The organism is Paenibacillus peoriae (assembly GCF_022531965.1).
In the GTDB taxonomy this organism is placed as follows: Bacteria; Bacillota; Bacilli; order Paenibacillales; family Paenibacillaceae; genus Paenibacillus; species Paenibacillus polymyxa_D.
The window spans coordinates 2,149,568-2,170,943 of sequence record NZ_CP092831.1 but is presented as its reverse complement, the minus strand read 5'-3'; the positions used below and the strand labels follow the sequence as shown (position 1 = coordinate 2,170,943).

At 45.4% G+C, this 21,376-nt stretch carries 20 protein-coding genes; 1 reads left to right on the top strand and 19 read right to left on the bottom strand.

The window, feature by feature from the left end; genetic code table 11:
- Nucleotides 1–15: 15 nt before the first annotated feature.
- From MLD56_RS09910 to MLD56_RS09830, 17 genes are all read right to left on the bottom strand, one after another.
- Nucleotides 16–999 (bottom strand): magnesium transporter MgtE N-terminal domain-containing protein, encoded by a 984-nt coding sequence (locus tag MLD56_RS09910; RefSeq protein WP_029516993.1) that lies wholly within the window; start codon nt 997–999, stop codon nt 16–18.
- A 47-nt stretch (nt 1,000–1,046) separates the two neighbouring features.
- On the bottom strand, nt 1,047–1,490 hold the full coding sequence (fliJ, locus tag MLD56_RS09905; RefSeq protein ID WP_029516992.1) for a flagellar export protein FliJ: 444 nt from the start codon (nt 1,488–1,490) through the stop codon (nt 1,047–1,049).
- Between the two features lie 10 nt (nt 1,491–1,500).
- The gene (gene fliI, locus MLD56_RS09900) at nt 1,501–2,820 is read right to left on the bottom strand and encodes a flagellar protein export ATPase FliI (protein WP_029516991.1); all 1,320 of its coding nucleotides are present in this window, start codon (nt 2,818–2,820) and stop codon (nt 1,501–1,503) included.
- Nucleotides 2,807–3,643, bottom strand: a complete 837-nt coding sequence (locus tag MLD56_RS09895; RefSeq protein WP_029516990.1) for a FliH/SctL family protein — start codon at nt 3,641–3,643, stop codon at nt 2,807–2,809. The genes fliI and MLD56_RS09895 overlap by 14 nt, the downstream gene beginning before the upstream one ends.
- Nucleotides 3,636–4,652: a flagellar motor switch protein FliG gene (gene fliG / locus MLD56_RS09890; protein ID WP_013309887.1), complete on the bottom strand. Its 1,017-nt coding sequence runs from the start codon at nt 4,650–4,652 to the stop codon at nt 3,636–3,638. The genes MLD56_RS09895 and fliG overlap by 8 nt, the downstream gene beginning before the upstream one ends.
- 11 nt (nt 4,653–4,663) lie before the next feature.
- Nucleotides 4,664–6,247 (bottom strand): flagellar basal-body MS-ring/collar protein FliF, encoded by a 1,584-nt coding sequence (fliF, locus tag MLD56_RS09885; protein ID WP_013309886.1) that lies wholly within the window; start codon nt 6,245–6,247, stop codon nt 4,664–4,666.
- Nucleotides 6,248–6,282: 35 nt separating this feature from the next.
- Nucleotides 6,283–6,597 carry a flagellar hook-basal body complex protein FliE gene (fliE, locus tag MLD56_RS09880; protein ID WP_029516989.1) on the bottom strand — a complete coding sequence of 105 codons (315 nt, stop codon included), beginning with the start codon at nt 6,595–6,597 and terminating at the stop codon, nt 6,283–6,285.
- 39 nt (nt 6,598–6,636) lie between these two features.
- The gene (gene flgC, locus MLD56_RS09875) at nt 6,637–7,089 is read right to left on the bottom strand and encodes a flagellar basal body rod protein FlgC (protein ID WP_029516988.1); all 453 of its coding nucleotides are present in this window, start codon (nt 7,087–7,089) and stop codon (nt 6,637–6,639) included.
- 6 nt (nt 7,090–7,095) lie between these two features.
- On the bottom strand, nt 7,096–7,503 hold the full coding sequence (flgB, locus tag MLD56_RS09870) for a flagellar basal body rod protein FlgB (protein WP_013309883.1): 408 nt from the start codon (nt 7,501–7,503) through the stop codon (nt 7,096–7,098).
- Nucleotides 7,504–7,912: 409 nt separating this feature from the next.
- Nucleotides 7,913–9,313, bottom strand: coding sequence for an ATP-dependent protease ATPase subunit HslU (hslU, locus tag MLD56_RS09865; RefSeq protein ID WP_029516987.1), 1,401 nt, complete (start codon nt 9,311–9,313; stop codon nt 7,913–7,915).
- A 36-nt stretch (nt 9,314–9,349) separates the two neighbouring features.
- Nucleotides 9,350–9,892, bottom strand: a complete 543-nt coding sequence (hslV, locus tag MLD56_RS09860) for an ATP-dependent protease subunit HslV (protein ID WP_013309881.1) — start codon at nt 9,890–9,892, stop codon at nt 9,350–9,352.
- Between the two features lie 26 nt (nt 9,893–9,918).
- Nucleotides 9,919–11,259, bottom strand: coding sequence for an FADH(2)-oxidizing methylenetetrahydrofolate--tRNA-(uracil(54)-C(5))-methyltransferase TrmFO (gene trmFO / locus MLD56_RS09855; RefSeq protein ID WP_029516986.1), 1,341 nt, complete (start codon nt 11,257–11,259; stop codon nt 9,919–9,921).
- Nucleotides 11,260–11,286: 27 nt separating this feature from the next.
- A complete protein-coding gene (gene topA / locus MLD56_RS09850) occupies nt 11,287–13,389 on the bottom strand; it encodes a type I DNA topoisomerase (protein ID WP_029516985.1) in 2,103 nt (700 codons plus the stop codon).
- Between the two features lie 352 nt (nt 13,390–13,741).
- Nucleotides 13,742–14,860, bottom strand: coding sequence for a DNA-processing protein DprA (gene dprA / locus MLD56_RS09845; RefSeq protein WP_029516984.1), 1,119 nt, complete (start codon nt 14,858–14,860; stop codon nt 13,742–13,744).
- A 226-nt stretch (nt 14,861–15,086) separates the two neighbouring features.
- Nucleotides 15,087–16,016 (bottom strand): succinate--CoA ligase subunit alpha, encoded by a 930-nt coding sequence (sucD, locus tag MLD56_RS09840; protein WP_029516983.1) that lies wholly within the window; start codon nt 16,014–16,016, stop codon nt 15,087–15,089.
- Between the two features lie 49 nt (nt 16,017–16,065).
- The gene (gene sucC, locus MLD56_RS09835) at nt 16,066–17,226 is read right to left on the bottom strand and encodes an ADP-forming succinate--CoA ligase subunit beta (protein ID WP_029516982.1); all 1,161 of its coding nucleotides are present in this window, start codon (nt 17,224–17,226) and stop codon (nt 16,066–16,068) included.
- A gap of 335 nt (nt 17,227–17,561) precedes the next feature.
- Nucleotides 17,562–18,032 carry a MarR family winged helix-turn-helix transcriptional regulator gene (locus MLD56_RS09830; protein ID WP_029516981.1) on the bottom strand — a complete coding sequence of 157 codons (471 nt, stop codon included), beginning with the start codon at nt 18,030–18,032 and terminating at the stop codon, nt 17,562–17,564.
- A gap of 147 nt (nt 18,033–18,179) precedes the next feature.
- Here MLD56_RS09830 and MLD56_RS09825 point away from each other — a divergent pair, with 147 nt between their 5' ends.
- Complete coding sequence (locus tag MLD56_RS09825) at nt 18,180–18,608, top strand: organic hydroperoxide resistance protein (RefSeq protein ID WP_013309874.1); 429 nt, start codon at nt 18,180–18,182, stop codon at nt 18,606–18,608.
- A 280-nt stretch (nt 18,609–18,888) separates the two neighbouring features.
- Here MLD56_RS09825 and MLD56_RS09820 read toward each other — a convergent pair whose 3' ends face one another.
- Together MLD56_RS09820 and MLD56_RS09815 are read right to left on the bottom strand one after the other, a co-directional pair.
- Nucleotides 18,889–20,508, bottom strand: coding sequence for a YifB family Mg chelatase-like AAA ATPase (locus MLD56_RS09820; protein ID WP_029516980.1), 1,620 nt, complete (start codon nt 20,506–20,508; stop codon nt 18,889–18,891).
- A gap of 162 nt (nt 20,509–20,670) precedes the next feature.
- On the bottom strand, nt 20,671–21,222 hold the full coding sequence (locus MLD56_RS09815; RefSeq protein WP_029516979.1) for a nitroreductase family protein: 552 nt from the start codon (nt 21,220–21,222) through the stop codon (nt 20,671–20,673).
- Nucleotides 21,223–21,376: the final 154 nt, after the last annotated feature.

The window sequence follows — 21,376 nt, the reverse complement described above, 5'->3', positions numbered from 1 at the left end:
CTCCCTTCATTTAAATTACTTACTGCCCATCAGTTTGTTTAAAATTTTTGCGGTCTGAGCCGCATCCTTGGCAGACATATTTTGTAGTAAAGAACCACGTGTCGAATCATCTACTGTATTTAATATGTTTAATGCCTTGTCTGGACTGATTTTGTAAGTTTGCAAAATAAGTTCGGCACCGCTCTTCTTGTCCATGGAAGCAAATGTGCTACTGATTTGAGTGCTTTGCAAACTCTTACTCGTCGTGCCAGCTGTGGTACCTTGATCCTTTTTCAGACGAGACTGCAACGCAGCAACTGACAAATCCGTAGATGGCGTTACGTTTTTCAGAGCCATAGTAATATCGGCTGCTTTTTTAGCGTCCATCTTTTGCAAAATCTTCGCACTGTTGGCAGGGTCCATGTAGCTTAGCAGCTGCACAGTCTCTTCCGTAGTCAGATTCTCCATAATCGGTGCCGCTTTACTAGCTGTCATTCCTTCATACATACTAGCAAGATCTCTGGCCTGTTTTACATAAGGATCTTCATTTGTTGTTCCACCTGTAGTTTGCGTACCAGCCTGTCCCTGCTGACTGGCCTGTAGCTGCTGTTCCTGTTGCGTTTGGAGCGTATTGACCTGATTCTGCAGTTCAGTAACCTTTTTATCTTGTGTCGTCTTAGCAGCGGTAGCCTTTTTAAGCTCCTCCGTCTGCTTGGCTAGATCTGCCTTTAACTGCTGAATGGTTGCTTCAGAACTTTCGGACTGAGCCTTTTGATCTGCCTCTTTCGTCTGTGTAGCCTTATCTTTCGGTTCAGGTACCCAATTTTTAACAACTGGTATTTTGTTCCCTAATGAAATCATTTCGCTTCTGAAGTCCATATTGAACAATGTAAGCAGGACCCCGACCAGAACGATTGTGAACACAATCGGAATCAGGAAAAACATAAACCGTTCAAATCCCCCGCCTGATTCTTTTCCTAAATCCATATCCAGTTCATTTTCTGCTAACTTCTGTGCCATCGTCTTCCTCCTCAGGCAGCTGATATGCGTATCCTATGACTTTCCGCTTACCGGGCTTTCATGGCAAATCGCACGGAAGCCATTTCATCCAGCTCGTTCTGCTCGCGCAGGAGCACTTCCTGTTGGAATTTCACGTTGGCCTTCTCTCTCGCTTTCAGCCAAACCTGTTCATCCAGCATTTTATCGGTCAAAACGGTTTGTTTGCTTTGCACATTTTGCTGCGCATATTGAACATCCCTATGCTTGCGTGTAATACATTGGTCCAGATGATTAACATAAGCCTGTAATTCCTGAATGGTAGAGAGTGGTGCGCAATCCTCGGCAGCCTTTTGGATGGCTGATATGACTCGATTCCTTTCGCCTACAAGCTGTGTTAATGTCTGCTCCTCAGCCTGCAATTGTCCAACAGCACTGGAAAGCAACCATTCGGCCTGTGACTTTTCGTTGGTTTTCAAGTCTACAACTTTCTGAAAGGAATACTGAAATCTCATCGTTCAACCTTCATCTCCTCGTAAATTCAGAAATCAAACGCTCTCTTACCTCGTCCAGCTCAGCCTTTTCATCTGTTCTTTGTCTTGTAAAATCCCATATATCCCGTATACGCTCCATGGATTCGTCAATTTCTGCATTTGAACCCTGCTGATAGGCCCCAATATTAATCAGGTCCTCCGAATCTTTGTAAATGGCCATCAAGCGCTTAATGTTCTCGGCAGCGTCTATCTGATCTCGTGGTGCGATATCCTTCATAACACGGCTAATACTCGCTAACACATCGATTGCCGGAAAATGTCCTTTGTTCGCAATCCCACGATTCAAGACAATGTGTCCATCCAAAATCCCGCGCACCGCATCCGCGATGGGCTCGTTCATATCATCACCATCGACCAGTACCGTATAGAAAGCGGTTATGGAGCCAGTAGGGCCTGTCCCTGCACGTTCTAGAAGCTTAGGTAGACTAGCAAACACGGAAGGTGTGTACCCTCTCATTGCCGGTGGCTCCCCTACGGCTAGGCCGACTTCACGTTGGGCCATCGCATACCGGGTAACTGAATCCATCATCAGCATGACATTCAACCCGCGGTCCCGAAAATATTCCGCGATCGTCGTTGCAATAAGTGCACCCTTAATACGGATTAACGCAGGTTGGTCGGAAGTTGCCACAATGACCACGGAACGTTCTAGTCCCTCCGGACCTAAATCCCGTTCAATAAAGTCCAGCACCTCGCGTCCACGTTCCCCGATCAAGGCGATTACATTCACATCAGCTTCCGTATTACGGGCAATCATTCCCATCAAGGTACTTTTACCTACACCCGAACCTGCAAAAATACCAACCCGTTGTCCTTTACCGATAGTAAGCAACCCGTCAATAGCGCGCACCCCGATACTGATTGGTTCCTGCACACGCGGACGATTCAGCGGATTGGACGGAATATTGAAGGTTGAATATCTCGCCATTCGCGAGGGAATCAATGAGCCATCCAGAGGCTGACCCAAGCCGTCCAGCACCTTGCCTAACAGTTCCGACCCGACCTGCACATTCAACGGCTTCCCTGTTCCTACTACATCACAACCGGGACCAATGGATTGCAGTTCTCCAAGTGGCATTAGAAGCACTTTATTGTCCCTGAAGCCTACAACCTCCGCTTGCAACGGCTTTGCCGTTTTACCCGGATAAATGTAACAAACATCCCCGATACTGGCATCCGGACCTTCCGATTCAACCATCAGGCCGATAACCTGCGTAACCTTGCCATTTACCCGAACCGGGTCCAGCTGGCGCAAATGATCCATGTAGCGCTGCGTATTAAGCCCCTTCATGTCTTCGCTCCTCATTCTCATGTGCCAGACGCAGTAGTTCCTTTTTGATCTCAGCTAATTGCGTATCAATCCGCGCATCCACGCTCCCAAAAGAAGAACGGATAACACAACCGCGATCTTTCACGGTACCATCAGGAATAATTTGCAGTTCTGCCTGCGAATCGACAGTTAATGACAATTCTTCTCGTGCACCTTGCACAAATGCGAAATGCTGAGGCGACACACACAATGTAATGGTTCCTTTTTCCCGCTTACGAGCCAAATTTTTACGAATTAATTCTATCGTGTAGTCCGGCTCAAGGCTAAGCTGTTTCTCAATGACCTTCTCAGCAATAGCACTACTCAGTTCAACCAGAAAAGGCTCAGCTTCCTGAATTAGTTGTTCCTTTATCTCATAGGCCTGACGTAGAATATCCTGTGCTTCTTCCATCATCTGCTCTGATTTCGTCTGAAGCTCGGCCTCAGCCAGCTTCTGACCTTCTTCATATCCTTGCTGAAACCCATCAGCCTTTAACGACTGAGTCAGCTGATCGTCATGCTCGCGTCGCTCCTGCCACCAGGCTTCAATCTGCTGCTGCGCCTCCTGAAGCATCCGTTCCGCTTCTTCAGCTGCCTCGCGAACCTGACGTTCGGCAAAATCCTTAGCATCTTTCAGCATTTCATCCCGTAGCCGTTCAGCCTCATGATCTCGCTGAGGCTCCGGCTCCGTATATTCAGTTGTGATTTCTTCGTCCGTCGTTTCTGGCGCATACGTATGTGCCACATCAATTGTTTTCAAAGCCTCTACAGGAACATATTGGAAAGATTTGATCAAGTTAGACAATGATGTCATCTCCTCCGCCGCGTGCGATTATAATCTCACCGGCCTCTTCCAATCTGCGGATCGTCGATACGATACGTGTCTGTGCTTCTTCCACATCACGCAACCGCACCGGTCCCATGTACTCCATTTCCTCTTTGAAGGTTTCTGCCATACGTTTCGACATATTTCGGAAAATCACATCACGTACTTCTTCACTGGATACTTTAAGCGCCAATTGCAAATCTGCATTGTCGATATCGCGGACAATGCGCTGAATGGAACGGTTGTCCACATTGACGATATCCTCGAACACGAACATTCTTTTCTTAATTTCCTCAGCCAGTTCTGGATCTTGAATTTCAAGCGAGTCGAGAATCGTACGTTCGGTTCCGCGGTCTACGCCATTCAAAATCTGAACAATGGACTCGATACCACCTGCATTCGTATAATCCTGCGTCGCGGTTGCAGACAGCTTTTGCTCCAACACTCGTTCCACCTGGGAAATAACTTCCGGAGATGTACTGTCCATGACAGCGACACGCCGGGCCACATCTGCCTGCTTTTCCTGTGGCAGAGACGACAGAATTGCAGCCGCCTGCTCGAATTGCAAGTACGAAAGCACGAGAGCAATCGTTTGCGGATTCTCATTCTGTATAAAATTCAATATCTGGTTTGGATCAGCTTTGCGGGCAAAATCGAAGGGTCTTACCTGTAACGTCGCTGTTAGACGGTTAATGACCTCAACTGCTTTTTGCGATCCGAGTGCTTTTTCCAATATTTCTTTAGCGTAATTAATACCGCCTTGGGAAATGTACTCCTGAGCCAAACAAATTTGATGAAACTCGGCCATGATGGAGTCCTTCTCAATGGCATCGACCTTCCGCACATTGGCAATTTCCAATGTAAGTTGCTCGATCTCCTCATCACGCAAATGCTTGAATATTTGAGCAGATACCTCTGGTCCCATTGTGATCAGAAGTATAGCTGCTTTCTGTCTTCCCGTTAAACCTTGACTGCTTGCCTTTGCCAATGAACTCACCTCTATTCGTCAGCCAGCCATGTACGAAGCAGATTGACGAATTCGTCGGGTTTCTTTTTCGCCAGACTTTCAAGCTGTTTACGCACTTGACTTTCATTTGTCACACTTTCCATGGTAATAGACGGGAACTCCGTCGGCGTTGGCATAAGTTGCAATTCTTCATCCAACTCTTCTTCCTGCTTACGACGACCGCGTACGATGAGGAAGATTACACCCGCCAGCAGTGCCAGAACAGCAGCTCCGATGCCCCATAGCCAAGGGTTGGAAGCTGAGAAGAATGTATTTGTGCTCGCAGGCGCCGGAACTGCTTGTGAGAACACCGAAACCTTCTTAGCCAAATCAGCGTCTGTAATTGTAGTACCAGAATTCGCCAACGACGCTCTTACGATATTAACCAAAATATTTTGAATTGCTGTCTGAGTTGCAGTATCCAACGTTTGCTGACCTGTTGGTGGTTCAACTGCTACATTAATGGTTAAATCTTTTACAGTATACGGACTTTGGATAATATCCCTTGCAATTCGGTTAACTTCGTAGTTAATCGTACTTGAGCTCTTATCTGAGCTGGTATTGCCGGAATTAGCTCCTCCGGGGTAGCCCGGAACATCCTGTGTTCCTGTTCCTGCAACTCCTCCGGTTTGTCCACTACTACCTGTATAGCTTTCCTGAATTTGTTGGGCGCTAATTTCAATACCCTTCATTTTCGTTTGGTCAACAGGTGTGACCATTTGTTCCTTTGATGTTACTTTGTCGAAATTTAGCTGGGACATCACAAGTACATTTACCTTGTCGTCTCCAACAATTTTCGACAAAAATTGTTGAACATTATTCCTTACATCGCTCTCAAACTTCTTCTGTAGAGCCATGTTTTCTTGAACACCACTAGTGAGCCCACCTTGGCCGCCCTTGGCCGTTGGAATCAACTCATATTCCTTATTAGTGATCGTAATGTTTTCCACTGGAAGATTCGGTACGGCCGTTTTTACCAGATTAAAGTATCCATCGATCGCCTGCTGATTTGGAGTAAAGCCAGGCTCGAATTCCATTTGAATCGAAGCGGAGGCTTTGTCCTTTTCCTCAAGTCCGGCAAAAATGTTTTCCTTTGGCATATTAATGACAGCTTTGGAGCTTTGGACACCATCCATCCGTTCCAACAGTTGCTGTATTTCGCCGTTCAATGCATTATTGTACTTCACATTGAACTCGTTCTCCGTCATGCCAATGGCAGAGGAGGACTGGTCAAAAGCGCTCATGCCGATTGAACCCTTCTGAATCAGGCCTTGAGACCCAACATCTACCTTCGCCTTATCCGCATTAGCGGTTGGGACTGAGATTTGTGTCCCACCAGCATTAAGTTGATACGGTATACCCGCAGAATCGAGATATTTAATGACTCCGGCAGCATCGTTAGCATTTAAATCTCGGAAAGCCACTTCATACTCGGTTTTGGTAAACTGCATCGTTAGCACTACAACAGCGATAATGATGAATGCTAATGTCGAAACAAGTAATATCTTCTGTTTTTTGCTAAAATTATTCCAATACCCGGAAATCTTATCCCGATATTGGGCGATTCTCTCGTTCACTCCGTCACCCCATCCGAAACTTTGCTAAACCCTCTTTACATCTGTGTACGCATGATCTCCTGATAGGCTTCGATCGCTTTGTTTCGGACCTGTGTAGTAAGCTGCAGGGAAAGCAGCGCTTGTTGGGAAGTGATCATGACCTGATCTACATCAACTTTGCCTGCCATGAATTGGTCGGACATCTGGTGCGTAGCGGCTTCCTGCTGCCCTACTTCATTGAGAGCATCCTTTAGGAAGGAACCAAAGTCCTTCAAGGATTCGGAAGGCGTCGCTTTCGCCAACTCATTGTTAGGCGATTGAATCTGCTGTATTACCGGTGTCTGTACATTAAACATGGCGTTCTGAATCATGTTTTACTCTCCCTATTAAGTAATTAGTAGTCCTAGAGCTTAGCGACCGATTTCAAGCGCTTTGGAAACCATAGCCTTTGATGCATTCAGAGCTGTTACATTGGCTTCGTATGAGCGTGTTGCGGAAATCATGTCGACCATTTCTTTCATAATGTCTACATTAGGCATATATACATAGCCATCTTTATCAGCATCCGGGTGACCCGGATTGTACACAGGCTTCAAAGGTGACTGATCTTCCTGAATTTGCGAAACCTTAACGCCAGCAGCGCTAGTTCTACTTCCTTCCATTTGAGCCTTCAAAACATCGGCAAAGCCAGATTGGTTCGGCTCCAAAACAACCGTTTTTCTCCGATATGGAACTGCTTGTCCATTCTCTACTTTCGCCCGAGTTGTCTCTGCGTTGGCAATGTTGCTAGATATAACGTCCATCCGCAACCGTTGGGCAGTAAGAGCAGACGCACTAATATCAAAGCCGTTGTTAATCTTCACCTATTCCTATCTCCCTTCTACCGCTGTTCTCATCATCTTGATGCGCTCATTAATTTCTTGGATGTAGGTATTATATCTTAGTTGATTTTCAGCCATAAGACTCATTTCTCTGTCGATATCTACGTTGTTCATATTGTTATTCATGACTGAGTACCCATCTTTGGTGACCGTGGCATCTGGAATGGAGTTCACAGGTCCTATTTGAAAATGTCTTGAATTGGTTACTTTTCCACGTAGTGGTGTGACATCCCCGTCCATTTGCTGCTGAAGCAGTTCTTCAAATGAAACCTCCGAACGCTTAAAATACGGGGTATCCGCATTGGAAATATTGTCAGCCATCACACGTTGTCTCGTATTTGCCGCCTGTACACCTGCCTGAAGCTTTTGAAAGCTCATATCACCCAGCAGATTCATTTAGCTCCTCCCTCCCAGCGTCTACTCCAAAGTAAGATTCAATAAAACAAGATTTTTCACTTTTTTTCGACAATAAAATTTCATAATTATACATTTCTTTTAGGTCTTAAGTAGAAAATAATAACTTTCTGTCATATATTCTAAGTTTCGTAGAGTTGGGACCTAATTACAATAAGAAAAAAGCCCTATCTTTTTAAAAAAAGAGGGCTTTAGATGCATAAATTGTTAAATTTTTCAGGTTTTTTTCAAGAAAATGAATGTTTTCTTAGCACTTTACACCTGTAAAAGATTATACGTCCTACTTTTGGAATAGACAGAAAAATCATCAACTTGACCATTATCTAGGTCTAAATGACGGTGCAAGATAGTGTTATTCTGGACCACACACCCTATTTTTAGAAAACCCTATTCATAAAATATACTGACTAAGGTCCCTGTTTTGGGCAATATCTCCCAACTTCTCACGTACATATTCCGGGGTAATGATCATACGATCCAATGTAAGCTCTGGTGCTTCAAACGACAGATCCTCCAGCAGCTTTTCTAGAATGGTATGCAAACGACGTGCGCCAATATTTTCGGTGTTGCGATTTACAGACTCAGCAATACTGGCAATCTCACGAATCGCTTCCGCAGAAAATTCGACTTCAATCTCCTCGGTACGGAGTAGATCAGTGTATTGCTTGGTCAGCGCATTTTTAGGCTCCGTCAGTATCGACACAAACTCATCCAAAGTCAGGCTACTTAATTCCACACGGATTGGAAAACGGCCCTGAAGCTCAGGGATCAGGTCAGATGGTTTTGCAACATGAAAAGCTCCTGCAGCAATAAACAGAATGTAATCTGTTCTTACCGGACCGTATTTGGTCATGATGGTAGATCCCTCGACAATAGGTAAAATATCACGCTGGACGCCTTCTCTCGACACATCGGGGCCACTCCCCTTACCCTGGCTGGCAATCTTATCTATTTCATCGATAAAAATAATACCCGATTGCTCAGCACGCTTCACAGACTCCTGAATCACATCGTCCATATCGATCAATTTGGCGGCTTCATCTTGAATCAACACCTTGCGAGCTTCCTTGACTGGCAGCTTGCGCTTCTTCGTCCGCTTGGGCAGAAAACTTCCGAACATCTCCTGCATATTCATACCCATTTGTTCATTCCCTTGCCCAGCAAACATATCGAGCATATTGGGTGCAGTATCCTCCACATCAATCTCTATGACATCATCCTCAAGCTTACCGGACAACAGATCGAATTTAACCTTACGGCGCTTTTCTGCCAAAGATCCATCCTGTTGTGGTGGTTCTTCTTCTACCGAAGTTCCCGTGTTATTGCCAAACAGCATTTCAAAGGGATTACGTTGCGATTTGTTTGACTTTTCTGCAGGTACAAGGATGCTGACAATCCGTTCATTTGCCATGTCCTCCGCTTTGTCCTTCACATTCTCTGTTCGTTCCGACTTGACGATGCGAATGGAGGTTTCCATCAGATCACGCACCATGGATTCCACATCACGACCGACGTAACCTACTTCTGTAAATTTGGTCGCCTCTACCTTGACAAAAGGAGCCCCCACGAGCCGTGCAAGTCTACGTGCAATTTCAGTTTTACCCACACCAGTCGGTCCGATCATCAAAATATTTTTAGGCACAATTTCATCCCGGATGTCATCCGGCAGCTTGCTACGCCGATAGCGGTTGCGCAAGGCAACAGCAACAGATTTTTTTGCTTCCTTTTGTCCGACAATATACTTATCCAGCTCGGATACCACTTGTCTGGGCGTCAACGATTGATTATTCATTTTGCACTCCTCCACCCTTGAATACTCAGAGCCGATTTACAGTTCTTCCACGATAATCTGATTGTTCGTATACACACATATTTCCGAAGCAACCTCTAGCGCTTCCCGTGCCATGTCCTTTGCTTCCATGCCAGAGCCATGGCGTTTGAAAGCGCGGGCAGCAGCCAATGCAAAATTGCCACCTGAGCCAATGGCAAGCACATCATCATCCGGCTCGATAATTTCGCCGCCTCCAGAAATGAGCAGCATCCCGGAAGAGTCCATCACAATCATAAGCGCTTCCAGTTTACGCAGGATACGATCCTGACGCCAGTCCTTGGCCAGTTCCACGGCTGCTCTTTGAAGATTTCCGTGGTGTTCCTCTAGCTTATTTTCAAACTTTTCAAATAACGTGATAGCATCGGCCACCGAACCCGCAAATCCTGCAACGACCTGACCACGATACAATCTGCGTACTTTTTTTGCCGTCTGCTTCATTACAACACTGTTACCGAACGTTACCTGTCCATCACCCGCAATAGCTCCTTTGCCATTGTGGCGTACAGCGCAGATGGTGGTAGCATGAAAGGACATATCCATAACGCGCTCCTCCTTTTCCTTCATCCCTATGCCTGTACTTCAGCTGATATAACTCCCGTTTCATTGATATAACCGCGCAAACTTTCCAACGCGCGACTAGCGAGAGCTTCATTCTTTTCCTTTTTGTTACGAATCCGTTTTTCCAACTTTGGAAGCAAACCAAAGTTTGCATTCATCGGTTGAAAATGTTTAAAATCAGCGGTCGTAATATACCGCGCCATGCTGCCTAATGTCGTTTCTGCAGGAAATACAAACATTTCCTGTCCACGTGCTGCTCGTGCCGCATTCATCCCGGCCAGCAGACCAGAAGCTGCCGACTCCACATATCCCTCTACACCGGTCATTTGTCCGGCGAAGAATAGATTACTTCTTCCCTTGAACTGATAGGTTGGATGAAGTTGCTGCGGTGAATTAATAAAGGTATTGCGATGCATCACACCATAACGTACAAACTCTGCCTCTTCAAGACCCGGAATCATTGAAAATACACGCTTTTGCTCCCCCCATTTGAGGTGAGTCTGGAAACCAACCAGATTATACAGCGTTCCTGCAGCGTTGTCCTGCCGAAGCTGAACAACTGCGTGAGGCAGTTCACCTGTATGCGGATTTACGAGACCCACAGGTTTCATAGGTCCGAACAATGCCGTTTGTTTCCCACGTTGCATCATCACTTCGATGGGCATACAGCCTTCAAAATAAATTTCTTTTTCGAATTCCTTGACTTGCGCTACCTCAGCCGTAATCAGAGCCTCATAAAAAGCATCAAATTCCGCTTCGTTCATCGGACAATTCAAGTACGCTGCTTCTCCCTTATCATAACGGGAAGCCAGATAAACCTTGCTCATGTCGATAGAGTCCTTTTCCACAATCGGGGCCGCCGCATCGTAAAAATAAAAATACTCCTCTCCCATCAGTGATTTAATCTGTTCCGACAAAGATGGAGAAGTTAAAGGCCCCGTCGCAATAACCACAATACCGTCCTGTGGGATTTCCTGAAGCTCTTCATTAACAACCTCGATCAAAGGATGTTGATGAAGCGTATCAGTAATATGACCGGAAAATCCGTCACGATCTACTGCCAATGCACCGCCAGCCGGAACAGCATGACGATCTGCTGCGCTCAGAATCAAGGAGTTCAGTATTCTCATCTCTTCCTTCAGTACGCCTACTGCATTCGTTAGGCCGTTTGCCCTCAAGGAATTACTGCATACCAGTTCGGCAAATTTATCTGTATGATGTGCTGGTGTTTTTACAACCGGCCTCATTTCATATAACTTGACTGGCACTCCACGGCTTGCAATTTGCCAGGCAGCTTCGCTGCCCGCCAAGCCTGCTCCGATGACCGTTACCTTTTGTAGTTCACTCACGTTTAAATCCCCCTGCTAATGTTGTTCTTAAGAAGTCTCTACACTCTCATCGCTCTCTTCCAGCATTTCGCTGTGATCGCAGACAGTACAGTTGAGCTTCGTTCCTTGTTTCGTACGTTTTTCAACCATTAGGCTACTGCAACTTGGGCAAGGCTTAATGGACGGTTTATCCCAGGATACAAAATCACATTCCGGGTAGCGGTCACATCCGTAAAAGATACGTCCCTTTTTACTTCGTCGTTCGACAACATGTCCCTCACCGCATGTAGGACAATCAATCCCGATATCCTTAACAATTGGCTTTGTGTTACGGCAATCTGGAAAAGCAGAACAGGCCAGGAATTTACCAAATCGGCCAAGCTTATAGACCATTTGGCTGCCACACTTATCACAAATAACATCGGATACTTCATCTTTTATTTCAATTTCTTTCATTTCTTCTTCAGCCACTTCAAGTCGCTTCTCGAATGACTCGTAAAAGTCACTCAACACTTTGACCCAATTACCTTCGCCTTCTTCGACGTGGTCAAGATCACCTTCCATATGAGCTGTAAACTCCACATTCAAAATCTCTGGAAAGAACTCCTCCATCTGTTCGATGACCAATTCGCCCAGCTCTGTAGGGAAAAACTTCTTCTCTTCAATAGCAACGTACCCACGTTTCTGAATGGTTTCCAGCGTCGGCGCATACGTACTTGGACGTCCTATACCCAGTTCTTCCAGCGTCTTAACAAGTCGCGCTTCCGTATAACGGGGAGGCGGTTGTGTAAAATGCTGCTTCGGCTCAACTGCTTCTTTTTTTAATTTATCGCCTGGTTGAAGTGGTGGCAGCAGTTTATCTTCTTCGGTTTTACCGTCGTCATTTCCCTCTACATACACTTTCATGAAACCTGGAAAACGAACCTTCGAACCTGCTGCCCGGAATATCGTCTCACCCGCTTCAATATCTACGGACAAAGTATCCATAATAGCAGAAGCCATCTGGCTGGCCATGAAACGTTCCCATACCAATTTGTACAAACGGAACTGATCCCGACTCATAAACGGTTTAACTGTTTCCGGTTCGCGTAACGCAGAGGTTGGGCGAATCGCTTCATGCGCATCTTGGGCGTTGGCCGCTTTTTTTGAATATTGACGAGGAGTTTCAGGTACAAAAGCTTCGCCATATTTTTGAATAATTAATTCTTTCGCTTCCTCTTGAGCTGAAGCGGCGATCCGTGTGGAATCCGTACGCATATACGTAATTAGACCCACGGTCCCTTCTTTACCTAAATCCACACCCTCATATAGCTGCTGAGCTACAGACATCGTTTTAGAAGCACGGAAGTTGAGCTTCCGAGCCGCCTCCTGCTGCAAGGAACTTGTTGTGAATGGAGGAGAAGGATTGCGTAAACGCTCTTTCTCTTTCACATCGCGCACCTTGTAAGACGATTTTCCGATAGCTTCCAACACTTCTTGTACATCCGCTTCGCTGGAGAGTTCTTTCTTTTCACCGCGCAGCTTATGAAATTTCGCTTCAAAGGTGCTGTCTTTAATAGCTAGTTTAGCTGTAATCGTCCAGTATTCTTCTGGTACAAACTCACTGATCTCGTTTTCCCGGTCCAGAATAATTTTCACCGCAACCGACTGCACACGCCCAGCGGATAGGCCCTTTTTCACCTTTTTCCAGAGCAACGGGCTGATTTTGTAGCCTACAAGTCGATCCAGTATCCGTCGTGCCTGTTGAGCATTGACCAAATCCATATTGATTTTACGGGGTGTTTTAAAAGCATCTTTGACAGCCTGCTTTGTAATTTCATTAAATACCACACGGCAATCTGCCGTATCGTCCAGTTCCAGCGCATGCGCTAGATGCCAGGCAATAGCCTCACCTTCGCGATCCGGGTCAGCCGCTAGATATACTTTTTTCACTTTTTTTCGGGCATCCTTTAATTCTTTTAGAATTGAGCCTTTACCTCGAATGGTAATGTATTTGGGATTAAAATCATTTTCGACCTCTACGCCGATCTGACTCTTCGGTAAATCCCTGATATGACCCATGGAAGCCTTGACGATATATTTGCTGCCTAAGTATTTGCCGATCGTCTTCGCCTTGGAAGGCGATTCCACGATGACGAGTGAATCCGCCATAGGCTCTTCCTCCTCTCAATTACACACATGAGTATGATAGACTTCCTGAAATGTGGTGAGCTATAGTTCGTAGAGAAGCTACACGATGGAATTGATCTTACAATTGCTGTTTGTAACGGAATTCTTAGATTTTATAAACCTTCGATAAAGTTAGAATTCCATTACAAAGGCGAACGCTGTCGCTTTTCCAAGTTCAAATCCAACGCTTCACTAGTACGAGCTATAAATTCAACACATTTCAGGAAGTGGGGAAGGAGTAGGAATCCGCGGCGCGGATAAATGCCATACTGCCCTCCACCTGATGTTTAAAATTAAATTTGTGCATTTACTAAGGACTTTGCAAAAACAACTACTAAATAAGCTTGTATTTTGTGCCCGCTAGCTGGGCGATCCTTTTTTTTATGATTAACGATAACAGAACTGCGTGTAAAAGTCCAAAATCCCATGCCGTAGCATCGAGCAGTTCATCCAGAGTCATGGTTCCCTGTTCGAGCAACAGTATGACACGGTTTTCCTCAGAAGTCTCACTTTCTGGCAATTTGGAGACCTCCTTCAGATTAGGACTCTGCTCTCTATTGTATGAAGAAACCTCCCTTGTACGCAAATCCGCTTCATACTCCTCAATAATATCCGAAGCTTCAGTGACTGTTTTGGCTCCTTGCTTAATCAAGCTCAGCGTGCCTCTACTCTTCGGTGACGTAATGGGTCCGGGAACAGCAAACACATCTCGATTTGCCTCTAGCGCAGCATCAGCTGTAATCAAAGAACCGCTTCTTGCATCTGCTTCGACGACAAGCGTTCCCTTCGTTAGGCCGGCTATAATCCGATTACGTTGTGGAAACATTCCCGGATGCGACCTTGTGCCTGGAGGATACTCTGATACGATCAAGCCTTTGCTAGCCAGCTCTGCAAATAAAGACGCATTTTGGGGAGGATAAATTTGATCGATCGCTGTTCCCAGTACACCAATCGTGTTTCCTCCCCGGCGCAGGGCTGTTTCGTGACAAATACTGTCAATGCCTCTCGCCAATCCGCTAACTATTGTAATCCCTGCATTACATAATCCCTCTGTTAGTATCTCCGCTGCTCTACGTCCATAAGCGGTGGGAACGCGAGTTCCTACCATGGCTACAGAACATGTATGCAAAAGTGATTTATCCCCTATTGTATACATTACCCAGGGTGGATCAACTGTTTCCTTCATTAATAGGGGATAATCCTCGTCCACATAAGTTACCGTTCCAATATCACCGGATTGGACTCGCTGATATCGTTCATGCACCCATTCTTCATCGTAACACTGGGCCGCAATGCGTGCCTGAGCAGGGCTTAACCCTATCTCAATCCATTTTTGTTCGCTAAAATGCAGTAGCTCATGCAATTGATAGTCACTCGACCAAATACGCTGGATTGTTTTTCTTCCGATTCCCTCTAACTCATGTAAGCCTAACAAAAGCCATCTTTCTTCCAAACTATGGTTCCCCCATTCACGGAAGAGTGAACCCTCCCTTATTTTGTGGCACAATGAGTCATTTTGCAAGCGTTTCCCTGATAAGCCTGTCTTAACGCAAAAAAAGCAACCTTTTCATCCCCTATTTCAGAAGATAAAAAGGTTGCTTACCTTTCTTTCATTATACACTAGCCTGCGGCAAATTTCGATGCGTTTTATGGCCTGTATATTAATGAAGGAACACGATTTAATGTGTCGTGCACAAATTCAAAATACCACGTGCTTCCAGCACACTTACCAGTGTCGAGCCCATTTCGGAAGGAGTCGGTGCCACCTGGATCCCGCAGGCTTCAAGCGTGGCGATTTTCTCTTTAGCCGTTCCTTTTCCGCCAGAAATAATGGCACCAGCATGCCCCATCCGTTTACCCGGAGGCGCAGTCACACCGCCGATAAAACCAACCACCGGCTTCGTCATATTGTCCTTGATCCACTCAGCAGCCTCTTCCTCGGCTGTACCCCCAATTTCTCCAATCATAATGACAGCGTGAGTGTTGGGGTCCTCATTGAAACGTTGCAAAATATCAATGAATTCCGAACCTTTAACGGGGTCACCGCCAATACCAACAGCGGAAGATTGTCCTATACCCCGGGTCGTTAACTGATGCACTGCTTCATAGGTCAAAGTGCCACTACGTGACACAACGCCTACATGACCTGGTAGATGAATGTAACCTGGCATAATACCGATTTTACATTCTCCTGGTGTAATAACACCTGGACAGTTAGGGCCAATCAGAACGGTCTTTTTACCTTCCATAAAACGTTTGACCCTAATCATATCAAGCACCGGAATGCCCTCCGTGATACAAATCACGAGATCTAAATCCGCATCTACAGCCTCCAAAATGGAATCTGCTGCAAAAGCCGGTGGCACGTAAATCACGCTCGCTGTTGCGCCAGTAGCTTCCTTGGCTTCGCTCACTGTGTTAAACACTGGCAATTTGACCTGTTGTCCGTTCTCCAGTGTAATTTCTACCTCGGTGCCCCCCTTACCTGGAGAGGTGCCACCTACCATTTGTGTACCGTAATCAAGTGCACCCTTGGCATGAAACAACGCCGTTTTTCCCGTAATCCCCTGTGTAATCACCTTTGTATGCTTATCGACCAAAATACTCACGATCTTCACATCCCCTATCGTTTATTCGGCATATCGGAATGCAAACAGGCTATTGAACAAGTTCGACGATTTTTTGGGCGCCATCCGCCATAGAATCGGCTGCCACGATATTCAAACCGGATTCCGCTAAAATCTGTTTACCGAGCCCAACATTCGTCCCTTCAAGACGGACAACAAGCGGACGAGTCAGCCCCAACTGTTTGGCAGCCTCCACGACGCCGTTCGCAATGATGTCACACTGCATAATTCCGCCGAAAATGTTCACGAAAATACCTTCTACCTTCGGATCGGACAAAATGATTTTGAACGCTTCGGTTACCTTTTCCGTCGTCGCACCGCCCCCCACGTCTAGGAAGTTGGCCGGATCGCCACCGTAATATTTGATAATATCCATGGTTGCCATCGCCAAACCCGCACCATTGACCATACAGCCAATATTTCCATCCAGAGCAATATAGCTTAGATCGTATTTAGATGCCTCAATTTCCTTCTCATCCTCTTCATCCAAATCACGCAATTCCAAAATATCCTTGTGACGGAACAACGCATTAGAATCAAAATTCAGTTTGGCATCCAACGCCAGTACATTCCCATCACCCGTAACGACTAAGGGATTGATTTCTGCAATCGAACAGTCCTTGTCCACAAAAGCTTCGTATAGCGCCAGCATAAACTTGACTGCTTTGTTTACCAGTTCATTAGGAATATTAATGTCATACGCCAACTTACGGGCCTGATACACCTGAAGCCCAATCGCTGGATCAACAACCGCTTTAAAAATCTTCTCCGGAGTGGCTGCAGCCACCTCTTCGATTTCCGTACCGCCTTCTTCTGAGGCCATCATTACGATACGTCCAGTCGCACGATCTACGACAACACCGACGTAATATTCTTTACGAATATCGCAGCCTTCCTCAACCAAAAGGCGTTTGACCTCTTTACCTTCAGGTCCGGTCTGATGCGTCACCAGCACCTTACCCAAAATTTCAGCAGCAAAAGTCCGCACCTCATCCAAACCTTTGGCAACTTTCACGCCACCCGCTTTACCGCGTCCACCAGCATGAATTTGTGCTTTTACCACCGTAACAGCGCTCCCAAGCGATTCTGCCGCAGCAACGGCTTCCTCCACCGTATAGGCAACCTTACCGTTCGGTACAGCCACTCCGTACTGTTTCAATACTTCTTTACCCTGATATTCATGGATATTCATTCTGGAATCCTCCTATCAACATGACTGCAACAAGGGCGGTTCACAAGGAAATCTATACTAAACCTACATCATTGTAACATGTTTTTAAAACGCTTTCCTTATAATTTAACCTTATGAATTACAGTATTTTGATATCATTATCATTCCCAAAATCGAATGTTTGGATATTATTGGATATTATACATAATACAAATTCACACAAAAAAAGCACCTCTACAACATGGGATTACCTAATCCGCATTAAGAGGCACTTTTTTCTTCAAACATGATTAAGTATTTTTTTTCAGTGAAGATTAACTCATGCCGTAAGATTCGCAAGAGCAACTGAAATTACCTTATGATTTTTCGATTTGTACATTCGCTTGATGAACACGATCGAGCAGATCATTGAACTGGAGCAGAAGCGACCCAAATTGATCACGGGTCATACTTGTTTTTTCCTGGATGCATCCAGGTACAGACAGAGCTTTGTCCCGTAATGCGCTTCCCTCTGTCGTCAAAGAAATCAGCACCTTACGCTCATCCTGAGTGGAACGCTTTCGATCGATAAGCCCGGCGTTCTGCAATCTCTTCAATAGCGGAGTTAATGTGCCGGAGTCCAAATATAGTGCCTCACCTAATTCCTTCACTGTACACTCTTCACGCTCCCAGAGCACGATAAGTACCAAATATTGCGAGTACGTCACACCGAGCTTTTCCAGATAAGGCTGGTATAGCTTCGTAATCTCTCTGGAGCATGCATATATGGCAAAGCATAACTGATTATCAAGTTTCAACGCTGTACCTTCAATAGGATTGTTTTCCATGCTGTCTGATCACCTACTTTCGTCATTATTTTAGCACATTATATAATAAAATACATGCTAATTGCACAAAATACTTTACAAACAATAATTATTTTGATAAATTAAATTGTGTAAAATATAAATTGAGCGAGAGGCCGTGATTAGATTATGATGACCATTCAACAAAAAATGTATGAAACAACAGTAAAAGCGGTTGGTGGACGTAACGGTTATATCGAGTCTTCTTCCCCCGAACTTCGTTTAGATATTGATACTCCAAAAGAAATGGGCGGTGCAGGTGGTGCAGGTACGAACCCAGAACAATTGTTCGCAGCAGGCTATTCCGCTTGCTTTGACAGTGCCTTAAATATGGTTGCTCGCATGCAACGTGTTAAACATGAAGGTACCGAAGTCACAGCTACGGTCCATTTTGGCAAAGTCGAAGACGGCGGCTTCGGAATCGGAGTAAACCTCGACGTTCTGGTCAAAGGCGTTGATCATGAAACTGCGGTAAAACTGGTGGAAGGCGCACATGAACAATGTCCATACTCCCGCGCTACCCGCGGTAATATTGAAGTGAAGCTGAACGTTTTGTAACATAGAGTTAGAATGAATTTCACAACAAGCCCCTGAACCGTATTGGTCGAGGGGCTTGTTGTTTTTCCATCAAGTAACATGGGATATGATGCATAATCGTATATACGAAATTGATATACTCATAGTATAATCACTATTGTCATAATCTTTTTTGCTTCTCTAGGTCTTTTTGCCTGGAGCTTTTTTTTGTCCTTATTTCCGTTTTCTCTCGTATACATATCCTTTGGAAAAACTTTTTCATAAAAATGATCGTGCTGTATCTGCTAATTTTATCGCCTTTTTACATTTCGGGAAAATTGGAATTTGCTCTATCCATCTGGCGGTATTGAATAGCTTCAGCCACATGTGAAGTCGTAATTTTCTCTGACTCATGTAAGTCTGCAATGGTGCGGGACAGCTTGAGAATTCGATCATACGCACGCATGCTTAAACCAAGTGCATCCATCGTCTGGTCAAGCAACTCCGCTGCATTTTGTTCTAATACCGCATATTTACGCAGCAGCTGACCGGACAGCTCACTATTCCATGAAAAAGGAAGCTTGCTGTATCTGCGGATTTGTATTGCTCGAGCAGCCAACACCTGCTTTCTCATATCAGCAGACGACAGTGATTCTTTTTCCTCCCGCCAATCCTTCGGTTGTGATACCTCAAGCTGAAGATCAATTCGATCCAGCAATGGACCGGAAATACGTGAGCGGTATCGAGCGACTGCTGCAGGTGAACAGGTACAGCGTTGATGTTCCGTGTTATTGCCGAAAAAGCCACAGTGACACGGATTCAAAGAAGCTGCAAGTAAAAAATGCGCCGGATACTTAAACACTGCACGTGAACGACTGATTGTAACATGGTGGTCTTCCAGAGGCTGCCGCAGCACTTCTAGCACATGACGGCTAAACTCAGGCAGTTCATCCAGAAATAAAATCCCTCGGTGTGCAAGACTGATTTCTCCTGGTTTGGGTATGCCTCCTCCGCCTACCAATCCAGCAGCAGAGATCGTATGATGAGGCGAACGGAAGGGACGAACATGCATGAGATGGGGCGATGACTCCTTCCATTTTCCTGCTGCGCTGTATACCTTGGTCACTTCTAGCGACTCCTTTTCAGTCAAAGGCGGCAGGATAGAGGACAATCTGCGGATGAGCATCGTTTTTCCAGCACCCGGCGGCCCCATAAGCAAAATATTATGCATTCCTGCTGCAGCAATAACTAACGCACGTTTGGCGTGTAGCTGACCCAGCACATCGCTGTAATCCTCCATATTACTGGCTAGTTCCTCTTGCTCGCACAACGCTATATGCTCTGCTTGGGATAAATGGTCATAGGAATGGATTATAACTTGTTTACTGGCAGTACAATTTTGATTGGTCACTTGGCCGTCCGGGGTGCCTTGTGCATGCTCATTAACCGGGATAAGATCCACCAGATGGCGTATAGCGTAAATACGTATATCCGCAATTAGACGAGCCTCGCTTGCGTTTTCTTGAGGAAGCAGCACGGAATCGAATCCTTCTCGCTTGGCCAGATCAACCATAGACAACACCCCATTTACAGGACGAATGCTGCCATCCAGTGCCAGCTCGCCAATAAACAGCGTTCGTTCCCCTACTGGTAAAACAACCTGTCCGCTGGTTGTCAGCAAGCCTAAAGCGATAGCAAGATCAAAAGATGAGCCTTCCTTACGCAAATCTGCAGGAGCTAAGTTAATCGTGACACGCTGGGACGGATATTTGAAACCGCAGTTTTTGATTGCTGCTCTCACACGCTCTACTGCCTCTCGAATCGCTGAATCCGGCAATCCGATAATTGCGGTCTGAGGCAAGCCATTGGACAAATCAGTCTCAACTTCGATCAGAACGCCATCTATCCCATATAGACAAGCTCCATGTAATTTTCCATACATATCAAAAAAGCACCTCTCCTCATATTGAAATGTCCCTCTCGGGAATCATTGCCTATATGAAAAAAGGTGCTTCCAAATTTTCATTTATTGCAAATATAATGTTCGTAATTTTAGCTCTGAACATGCTTTCAAAATTCTTGACTAAGTTTATCTAATGAAAGATTATTTGTCAAACAAGGTCAGCTTATCGGCTGCCGGAGTACGTGGCCTTGATTCTGGGATAACGTCAGGATAGCCTGCATATATCATTCCTATTACCTTCTCACCCGGTTGAATTCCCAAGTGCTCACGGAACTTAGGCGAATACAAAAATGGCTTTGTCACCCAAAACGTTCCAATTTCTTTGCTCCATGCGGCAAGCATAAAGTTTTGTACAAGCGCACTGACCGCTGCAAAATCCTCATCCCAAACCGCTTGACGCGGATCTTCTTCCATCACCACTAAAAGCTGAATCGGGTTGTGCAGAATTCCACTTTCAAACTTGTTATCTTTACCAATATCGGCTGCAATGGCTTTTGCAAGCCTTTTCCGTCCTTCACCAGCAAACAACAAAAAACGCCACGGCTCACGCATTTTATGATTAGGAGCCCACACAGCGACGTCCAACAGTTCTTTGATCGTTTCTACCGGAATGGAGTCGGATTTAAATCGTTTAATCGTTCGACGTTCCTGAATTACATCTATGACATGTTCACTAAAGGTATGCTTTGTCACGTAAATCCTCCTTCACAGGTACAACTTCTCGATTATTCATTTTAAGATGAAAATGATAACTATTCTCAATAAAATATACCTGTAGCTTTCCTTCATGTCAACCTGCACATTTGAATTCAGTCCCGCACTCTTACCTTCGCGAAAGCTCTTACTC